Source organism: Streptomyces sp. NPDC058576, from assembly GCF_042718715.1.
Lineage (GTDB): Bacteria > Actinomycetota > Actinomycetes > Streptomycetales > Streptomycetaceae > Streptomyces.
In genome coordinates this window covers 22,006-30,387 of record NZ_JBHXPF010000079.1, presented here as the reverse complement: position 1 = coordinate 30,387, position 8,382 = coordinate 22,006, and the positions used below count along the sequence as shown (strand labels likewise).

The 8,382-nt window shown below is 71.4% G+C and carries 9 protein-coding genes; 8 read left to right on the top strand and 1 reads right to left on the bottom strand.

Annotated elements, in window-relative coordinates; all coding sequences use genetic code 11:
• Positions 1 to 141: 141 nt before the first annotated feature.
• The 8 genes from ACFWRV_RS33135 (at position 142) to ACFWRV_RS33100 (ending at position 7,041) form a co-directional block, all read left to right on the top strand.
• Positions 142 to 786, top strand: coding sequence for an HAD family hydrolase (locus ACFWRV_RS33135; protein ID WP_384339614.1), 645 nt, complete (start codon positions 142 to 144; stop codon positions 784 to 786).
• 56 nt (positions 787 to 842) lie between these two features.
• A complete protein-coding gene (locus tag ACFWRV_RS33130) occupies positions 843 to 2,045 on the top strand; it encodes an MFS transporter (RefSeq protein ID WP_384339613.1) in 1,203 nt (400 codons plus the stop codon).
• On the top strand, positions 2,014 to 3,183 hold the full coding sequence (locus tag ACFWRV_RS33125; RefSeq protein WP_384339612.1) for an acetoin utilization protein AcuC: 1,170 nt from the start codon (positions 2,014 to 2,016) through the stop codon (positions 3,181 to 3,183). Before ACFWRV_RS33130 ends, ACFWRV_RS33125 begins: the two co-directional genes overlap by 32 nt.
• 107 nt (positions 3,184 to 3,290) lie before the next feature.
• Positions 3,291 to 4,106 carry a phosphatase gene (locus ACFWRV_RS33120; protein ID WP_384339611.1) on the top strand — a complete coding sequence of 272 codons (816 nt, stop codon included), beginning with the start codon at positions 3,291 to 3,293 and terminating at the stop codon, positions 4,104 to 4,106.
• 127 nt (positions 4,107 to 4,233) lie between these two features.
• On the top strand, positions 4,234 to 4,446 hold the full coding sequence (locus ACFWRV_RS33115) for a helix-turn-helix domain-containing protein (RefSeq protein ID WP_003968329.1): 213 nt from the start codon (positions 4,234 to 4,236) through the stop codon (positions 4,444 to 4,446).
• A 121-nt stretch (positions 4,447 to 4,567) separates the two neighbouring features.
• The gene (locus tag ACFWRV_RS33110) at positions 4,568 to 4,666 is read left to right on the top strand and encodes a 30S ribosomal protein bS22 (RefSeq protein WP_003948845.1); all 99 of its coding nucleotides are present in this window, start codon (positions 4,568 to 4,570) and stop codon (positions 4,664 to 4,666) included.
• A 188-nt stretch (positions 4,667 to 4,854) separates the two neighbouring features.
• Positions 4,855 to 5,943, top strand: a complete 1,089-nt coding sequence (locus ACFWRV_RS33105) for an NAD-dependent epimerase/dehydratase family protein (RefSeq protein ID WP_384339610.1) — start codon at positions 4,855 to 4,857, stop codon at positions 5,941 to 5,943.
• 15 nt (positions 5,944 to 5,958) lie between these two features.
• Entirely contained in the window at positions 5,959 to 7,041 is a 1,083-nt protein-coding gene (locus ACFWRV_RS33100) for a lysophospholipid acyltransferase family protein (RefSeq protein ID WP_384339609.1), read from the top strand.
• Positions 7,042 to 7,149: 108 nt separating this feature from the next.
• On the opposite strand, the gene ACFWRV_RS33095 is transcribed toward ACFWRV_RS33100, so the two are convergent.
• Positions 7,150 to 8,364, bottom strand: coding sequence for a DUF5667 domain-containing protein (locus tag ACFWRV_RS33095; RefSeq protein WP_384339608.1), 1,215 nt, complete (start codon positions 8,362 to 8,364; stop codon positions 7,150 to 7,152).
• Between the last annotated feature and the right edge of the window lie 18 nt (positions 8,365 to 8,382).

The following is an 8,382-nucleotide window of genomic DNA, read 5'->3' as shown; positions in this document are numbered from 1 at the left end:
GGAAGCTAAGCCTTTCAGCGCCGATGGTACTGCAGGGGGGACCCTGTGGGAGAGTAGGACGCCGCCGAACAATTTTTCTGGGAAAGCCCCGCACCGTATGGTGCGGGGCTTTTCTGCGTTCTGAACGTCTAGGGTCGGACCATGCGCTACGAACTGGTCATCTTCGACAACGATGGTGTGCTCGTCGACAGTGAGCCGCTCGCCAACACCGTCCTCTCCGGCTACCTGACCGAACTCGGTCACCCCACCTCGTACGACGAGTCGCTCCGTGACTACATGGGGTCCGCCGTGCACCGGGTCCACGATCTCGTCGAGGAGAGGACCGGGCAGAAGCTGCCCGAGGACTTCGACTCGACGCTCAACGCCCGCACGTTCGCCGCATTCCAGCAGGAGCTGGTGGCGGTGGACGGGGTCGAGGAACTGCTCGGGAAGCTCGTCGCGGACGGGGTGGACTACTGCGTGGCCTCCTCCGGGAGCCACGAGCGGATCAGGGTCGGGCACCGCAGGACGGGGATCGACCAGTGGTTCGAGGAAGAGTGGATCTTCAGCTCGGAGGATGTCGGGCGGGGCAAGCCGGCGCCGGACCTGTTCCTGCACGCCGCCGAGCGCATGGGGGTCGCGCCGGAGAGGTGCGTCGTCATCGAGGACAGCCCGCTCGGGGTCGAAGCGGCACGGGCGGCCGGGATGAACGTGTACGGGTTCACGTCGATGATGCCCGCGGATCGGCTCGTCGGAGTGACCGGGCACTTCTCGGACATGTCCCAGCTGCCCGAGCTGCTGGCCTGAAACTGCCCGGCTGATCCATCTACCCATGGGTAGTGCCTGGCTCTACGCTCGCGGCCATGACTGATGCGGGCTTGCGGCACGGCAGGGCCTCCCTGGGGCTGAGTTTCGGCGTTCAAGGCGTGGCCTTCGCTCTTCTGGTGACGCGAATCCCCGCCGTTCAGGACCAGTACGGGATATCCGACGGGCTGCTGCCCGTCTTCCTCGCCGCCGTCCCGATCCTGGCGGGGGCCGGCAGCGTGGCCACCGAGAAGGTGGTCGCGCGGGTGCGGCCCGGCGTCGTCCTTCGGTGGTCGCAGCCCCTCGTCCTGCTCGCCCTGCTCGGGGTGGGCGCCGGGCGGGAGGTGTGGCACGTCGCCGTCGCGCTCGGCGTCTTCGGGCTGGCCGTCGGGGCGCTGGACGCCTCCATGAACATGCTGGGCGTCAGCCTCCAACGGGCCTACGGGCGCAGCATCATGACCGGCTTTCACGCCGCCTACAGTCTCGGCGGGATCGTGGGTGCGTCCCTGGCGTGGGTCGGGGCGCGGTGGGACCTCTCGTTGGTCGTGTCCTATCTGCCCGTCGTGGTGGTGCTGCTGCCCGCCGCGCTGGTCGGGAGCCGGTGGTACACGGAAGGGAAGCGCCCCGAGGAGGCCGGCGCCGGGTCCGGGGGTGCGGGCGGCGTGCTGTCGTTCAGGCTGTTGCTGCCGCTCTGCCTCGTCATGACCTTCGCCTACATCGGGGACTCGACCGTCTCCAACTGGAGTGCCAAGTACCTCCAGGACGTGCTGGGCAGCTCGGAGCAGCTCGCGACCGTTCCGTACAACGTCTATATGGTGACGACCCTGTTGGGACGGGTCGTGGGGGACCTCGGGGTGCGGCGGTTCGGGGCGGTCGCCGTGGTGCGGGGCGGGAGTCTGCTGGCGGCCGGCGGGTTCGCGGTCGTGGCGCTGGCTCCCGGGGCCTGGGTGGGGATGCTCGGGTTCACGATGCTCGGGTTCGGGCTCTGCGTGATCGTGCCGCAGACCTTCGCGGCGGCCGGCCGGCTGTTCCCCGGGAACAGCGATGCGGCCGTGGCCCGGTTGAATATCTTCAACTATGTCGGTTTCTTGGTCGGTTCGCCGCTCGTGGGCGCTCTGGGGGATGCGTGGAGCTATCGCGGAGCCATGCTCGTACCGATGGTTCTGGTGCTGGCGACGCTGGTGTACGCCCGCGCGTTCGGGCCGGAGCCCGCCCGATACGGTGGCGGGCATGAGCGGCCGCGCACAGCTGATGTGGGATGACGCAGTTACGGGATACGACTTCGGGGACACCCACCCCATGGACCCGGTCCGCCTCGCCCTGACGATGGGGCTGGTGCGGGCGTTCGGGCTGGACGGGGCGGTGGACCTGCGGTCGGCGAAGGCCGTGGGGGACTCCACTCTGCGGCTCGTGCACCGGCAGGACTATGTGGCGGCGGTGCGGGCCGCCTCCGAGAATCCGCGGGCCGCCGACCAGGACTACGGGCTCGGGACCGTGGATGATCCGGCGTTCGCGGGGATGCACGAGGCGTCCGCGCTGATTGCCGGGCTTTCCATCGGAGCCGCCGAGGCCGTGTGGCGGGGGGAGACCGAGCACGCGGTGAACTTCACCGGGGGGCTGCATCACGCCATGCCGGGTTCCGCCGCCGGGTTCTGCGTCTACAACGACCCGGCCCTGGCCATCGCCCGGCTGTTGGAGCTGGGCGCCGAGCGGGTCGCGTACGTCGATGTGGACGTCCACCACGGCGACGGGGTGCAGGCTGCGTTCTGGGAGGACCCGCGCGTGCTGACGATCTCGCTGCACGAGCACCCCAGGACGCTGTTTCCGCAGACCGGCTGGCCGGAGGAGACCGGGGCCGGGGCGGGGGAGGGCTCGGCGGTGAACGTGGCACTGCCCGCCGGGACGGGGGACGCGGGATGGCTGCGGGCCTTCCACGCGGTGGTGCCCGAGCTGCTGGCCGACTTCCGGCCCCAGGTGCTCGTCACCCAGCACGGGGCCGACACCCACTTCGAGGACCCGCTCGCCCATCTCGCGGTGTCGCTGGACGCGCAGCGGGCGGTCATGGAGTCCTGTCACCGCTTGGCCCACGAGCACGCGGACGGGCGCTGGGTGGCGCTCGGCGGCGGTGGGTACGCGGTGGTGGACGTGGTGCCCCGGTCGTGGACGCACCTCGTGGGGATCGCGGCGCACGCTCCCGTCGACCCGGAGTCGGTGGTGCCGCCGTCGTGGCGGGATCTCGTCTACGCCCGTACCCGGCAGCTGGGGCCCGGCCGGATGACGGACGGGCGTACACCGTCCTGGCAGGCGTGGGAGGACGGGTACGACCCGGCGGACCGGCTGGACCAGGCGGTGCTGGCGTCCCGGAAGGCCGCGTTCCCGCTGCGGGGGCTGCTGACCTGAGAGGCGCGGCCGGGGTGTGTGCGGGGATGGTGCCGTGCGTTACGCCAACGGTGGGGCGTCCCGGGATTCCGGCTCGCCGGGCTCCGCGATACGGCAGCATCCCAGGGGTGTTGAGCACCGGGGCGCTGCGCGCCCATCTGCTGGCGGCCCGGCTGGCCGGGTCCGTGGCCACGTCGCGCGAGACCAGTCTGCGCAGCTACCGGCTGTTCGCTGCCCGGGATCCGCGCGTGATGCTGGGGCTCGCGCCCGAGCGGGCCTGGGGCGAGGGCGAGCTGCTGCGGCTGATGGCTGACCGGTGCGGGGTCTCGGCCGATCCCGCGCACGTGAGCGGTCCCGACGCGATCGATCCGGAGCGGACGGTGGCCGCGCTGGACGCGTTCGCCGAGCGGCTGGCGCTGGTGGCCGAGCGGCGGGCTCCGGTGCTGCTGGGGACCGGCCATCCGCACCGGCTGCTCGGTTTCTACGCCGGACTGGCAGACGCTCTGTCGGCGGCGGGCTGTCCTGTTCTCACCCCCGCGCAGGGGAGATGTGTCGACATAACGACCCGGTTTGGCGTACGCACGTACCACCTGGACTACGTACGGGGGGTTGCCCTGGTGCGCGAACCAGGGGGGCGGCCCACCGGGGGCGAGACCGGCGCGCACACGCATTCACCGCTTCCGGTGCGGCTCGCGCTCCAGGACGCGGCGGAGCGGCTCGGGGTGCTGCCCGAGCTGGTGATCGGGGATCACGGCTGGGTCTGCGGTGCAGGTCAGCTGGGGATCGAGGCGATCGGGCCGGCGGACACGGACGATCCGGCGCTGTTCGTGGGGGAGGCGGAGGGGCGGGTGTCCGTCGTCGTTCCGCTCGACGACGGCGTACGGGCGCCGTTCTACCGGCCGTTGACGCGCTATGTGCTCAATCGAGCCTGTCTGTCACAGTAAGCCGTCGATCGGCTCCCCTCTTCCCCACTCGCACCACCCGCCCCTAATCTGGGGAGTGAGCGCACAACGACGAAGAGTCACCGGAGGGGAAGCCGGTGCGCGTCCGGTGCGGAGGGACAGGTGGATCATGGCTGCTGGCAGCGAGAGGCCTCTCAACGAGGTCAAGTTTCTGACCGTGGCGGAAGTCGCCTCGGTCATGCGAGTGTCGAAGATGACCGTGTACCGCTTGGTGCACAGCGGTCATCTGCCGGCGATCCGGGTGGGCAGGTCCTTCCGGGTGCCGGAGCAAGCGGTTCACGCGTATCTCCGCGAGTCCTTCGTGGGGGTGGAATCCGCCTGAGGTCAGCCGGAGGTTGCCTGCGGATTACGTCCCTCGGACGGTGGCGGGTAGGCTAGGCCGACGTAGGTCGTGTGGGCCCAGACGCCCCGCACCAGTGAAGAAGAAGTGAGCGAGGGTAGTCGTGGGCTCTGTTATCAAGAAGCGGCGTAAGCGGATGGCCAAGAAGAAGCACCGCAAGCTGCTCAAGCGCACGCGCGTTCAGCGTCGCAACAAGAAGTAAGCGAACGCAGTTCGTGAGATCCGCAGCCCCTCCGCCGTTCCGGTGGAGGGGCTGCGGTGCGTTTCGGGGCATGGGGTCGTCACAGGGCGGCGTTCACCCGCTACGGTGACCGCCAGGGAAGTTACCGCGGGAAGCAGGGGAACAGGGAAGCAGGGTTCGGCTTCCCGTGCCGACGGAAGGCGCTGGTCTTGGGGAAGGTCGTCCTCGTCACAGGAGTGGCCCGGCAGCTGGGGGGCCGCTTCGTCCGGCGTGTCCAGCGCGATCCCGGGGTGGACCGGGTGGTCGCGGTCGACGCGGTCGTCCCCGACCACGAGCTGGGCGACGCGGAGTTCGTCCGCGCCGACATCCGGCAGTCCGCCCTGGCGCGGATCCTGGCCGAGTACGCCGTCGACACGGTGGTCCACCTGGACGTCTCCGGCAAGGCGCTCGGCGCCGGCGGCCGGACGGCGATCAAGGAGACCAACGTCATCGGCACCATGCAGCTGCTCGGCGCCTGCCAGAAGTCGCCGACGGTGCAGCGGCTCGTGGTGAAGTCCAGTACGAGCGTGTACGGGTCGGCGCCCCGCGACCCGGCCGTGTTCACCGAGACCACCCCGCCCAAGTCGCTGCCGAGCGGCGGCTTCGCGAAGGACGCGGTGGAGGTCGAGGGGTACGTACGGGGCTTCGCCCGCCGCCGGCCGGACGTGGCGGTGTGCGTGCTGCGGTTCGCCAACATCCTGGGGCCGCACCCGGACTCGCCGCTCGCGGACTATCTGTCGCTGCCCGTCCTGCCGACCGTCTTCGGCTACGACCCGCGGCTCCAGTTCGTGCACGAGGACGATGTGATCGACGTCCTCGGGATCGCGGCGAGCGAGCCCCGGCGCGGGACGCTGAACAGCGGCACGTTCAACATCGCCGGTGACGGGGTGCTGCTGCTGTCGCAGTGCTCGCGGCGGCTGGGGAAGCCGACCGTGCCGGTGCTGCTGCCCGCCGTCACCTGGGTCGGCTCGGCACTCCGTACGATCGGCATGACCGACTTCTCGCCGGAACAGATCCGGCTGCTCACCCACGGCCGGGTGGTCTCGACGGTGCAGATGCGCGAGACCCTCGGTTTTCGGCCGGGGTTCACCACGGCGGAGACCTTCGCGGAGTTCGCGCGGAGCCGGGGGCCCGGGCTGCTGCCGCCGGAGACGGTGGGCAGGGCGGTGGACCGGCTGGCGGCGTTGCCGCTCCCGGGAGGCGCCGGACCGCGCGAGCGCGGGGCCGGTGCGGTACAGAAGACTCACGGCGCCAGGTAGAGGAGCGCACCGACGATGGCGGATGCCAAGGTCATTCCGTTCGACGACGACCGTTCGCGGTCCGGTGGCGGTTCGCGCCCGGCGCGGCGCCGCGCCGGGACGGGCGGCGGTCGGAGCGACGGCTCCGCGGCTCCGGTGAGCGCCCTGCCGGGGGCGCAGGTCCCCGAGCAGCCCGCGCTGTCCCCGGAGTCCGGGGAGACGGACCGGGAGCCCGGGGAGCCCGGTCAGGGCGCGGTGGACGCGGGCCGGTCCTCGGCCGACGGCTGGGAGCGGCGGATCGCGGGCGGGCTCGCGTTCCTGCGGCGGCGGGTCACCGGTGATTACGACGTCGACGAGTTCGGGTACGACGAGGAGCTCACCGACCAGGTCCTGATGTCGGCGCTTCGGCCGCTGGCGGACAAGTACTTCCGGGTCGAGGTGAAAGGCATCGAGAACATCCCGTCGGACGGCGGGGCGCTGATCGTGGCCAACCACTCCGGGACGCTGCCGCTGGACGGGCTGATGCTCCAGGTCGCGGTGCACGACAACCATCCGGCCGAGCGGCATCTGCGGCTGCTCGCCGCCGATCTGGTCTTCCACCTGCCGGTCGTCAACGAGCTGGCGCGCAAGGCCGGTCACACGCTGGCCTGCGCGGAGGACGCGCAGCGGCTGCTGGAGACGGGCGAGATCGTCGGGGTGATGCCGGAGGGGTTCAAGGGCATCGGCAAGCCGTTCGGCGAGCGCTACAAGCTGCAGCGCTTCGGGCGGGGCGGGTTCGTGTCGACGGCGCTGCGGGCGGGCACGCCGATCGTGCCGTGCTCGATCGTGGGGGCGGAGGAGATCTACCCGATGATCGGCAACGCGAAGACGCTGGCCCGGCTGCTGGGCTTCCCGTACTTCCCGATCACGCCGACGTTCCCGTGGCTGGGGCCGCTGGGTGCGCTGCCGCTGCCGACGAAGTGGACGATCCAGTTCGGTGAGCCGATCCCGACGGACGGGTATCCGCCGGAGGCGGCGGAGGATCCGATGCTGATGTTCAACCTGACGGACCAGGTGCGTGAGCAGATCCAGCACACGCTGTACAAGCTGCTGGTGCAGCGGCGGTCGGTCTTCTTCTGACCCGGTGTCCTTCTTCTGAGTCGCTGTCTTCTGCTGACCCGCTGTGCGCGTGGAAGGGGCCGGTACGCGGTGCGTACCGGCCCCTTCCACGTGGCTGTGCCCGTCGTTCTACGGCCGGAGGTTCTCGCCGTCGATGCCGAGGCCCGGGAGGAGCCCCGGGAGGAGCGGGGGCAGGGTGACGTCCGGGGCGGCGGGTGCGCTCGGGCGGTTCTCGGCGGGCGGCGGGGTGAGCTCGTCCGTGGGGAGCTCGTCCAGCAGGCCGTCCGAGCCGCCGCCGAGCAGGCCGTCGTCCGGGGTGGCGTCGGTGGAGCCCGACGAGCCGGAGGGCTCGGGGGCGGTCCGGCCGTCGGTGCGGTCTCCGGGCTTCTCGGGGGAGGCCGGGGGCGCGGTGGCGTCGGACCGGGGTGAGCCGGTGTCCGGGGCGGTGGTGGCGTCGGAGCGTCCGGTGCCCTTGTCCTCGCCCGGGGGACGGGGGAGGAGGGACTGGAGCGGCGCGACTTCTTCGTCTATGGCGTCGAAGACCGAGCTGACCTCGTCGCGGACGTCGGTGAGCTGGACGGGCAGCCGGTCGCGGAGGCTGCTCCAGGTGTCGCGGTGCGAGCGGGAGAAGGTGTCCAGGGTCTGGATGGGACCGATCGCTCCGTCGCGCTGGTAGGCGGAGTGGAGCAGGCGGTGGCCCTCGGAGGCGTCGTGGGACATGCCGTTGAGCGCGCGTCTGACGGCGCCGAGGGATTCGTGGTCGAGCTGGCCGGAGCGGCCGCGCTCCATGAGTCTGCGGGCCTCGCTGAGCCGGGTGGAGGCCTGGTCGAGATAGGCCTCGCCGCGGTCGGCGTCGCCCTTGGCCATGCCGAGGCTGATGTCCTCCATCCCGCGCTTCAGCCCGTACAGCGAATCACCGGGGAGGGCGTCGGAGCTGGCGGCGGCCACTCCGCCGAAGGCTCCCGCGGCGACGCCGACGGTGAGCCCGCCGGCGGTGAGCCCCTTCGCCCAGCGGGAGCGGGGGCGCAGTTTCCGCAGTGGTGAGGCCCGGTGGGCCCCCTTGCCCCGTTGCACGGGCACCGTAGGGCCCGTGGACGCGCCGCCCTCGGCGAACATGGCCTCCATGGCGGCGACGAGCTGGGCTCGCTGCACCACTTTGACCTCGGGGTCCAACTGCGGCTTCGGTAGCTCACCGAGGCCGTTCGCCAGGGCCAACAGCGGTCCGCGGTCGGCCTGGTCGGCCGGCTCCGCGGGCTGTACGGCCGCCGCACCCTGGGGGGTCTGCTCCTCCAGGGCCTGGGCGAAGGCGTTCGCCCGCCGGTGTGCCGAAACGTTTGCGATCACTGGCGGCACCTCCTCTCG

Coding starts and splice junctions, on each gene's coding strand:
- ACFWRV_RS33115 (WP_003968329.1), top strand. CDS start 4,234: ATGGCTGCTGGCAGCGAGAGGCCTCTCAACGAGGTCAAGTTTCTGACC.
- ACFWRV_RS33130 (WP_384339613.1), top strand. CDS start 843: ATGACTGATGCGGGCTTGCGGCACGGCAGGGCCTCCCTGGGGCTGAGT.
- ACFWRV_RS33125 (WP_384339612.1), top strand. CDS start 2,014: ATGAGCGGCCGCGCACAGCTGATGTGGGATGACGCAGTTACGGGATAC.
- ACFWRV_RS33100 (WP_384339609.1), top strand. CDS start 5,959: ATGGCGGATGCCAAGGTCATTCCGTTCGACGACGACCGTTCGCGGTCC.
- ACFWRV_RS33135 (WP_384339614.1), top strand. CDS start 142: ATGCGCTACGAACTGGTCATCTTCGACAACGATGGTGTGCTCGTCGAC.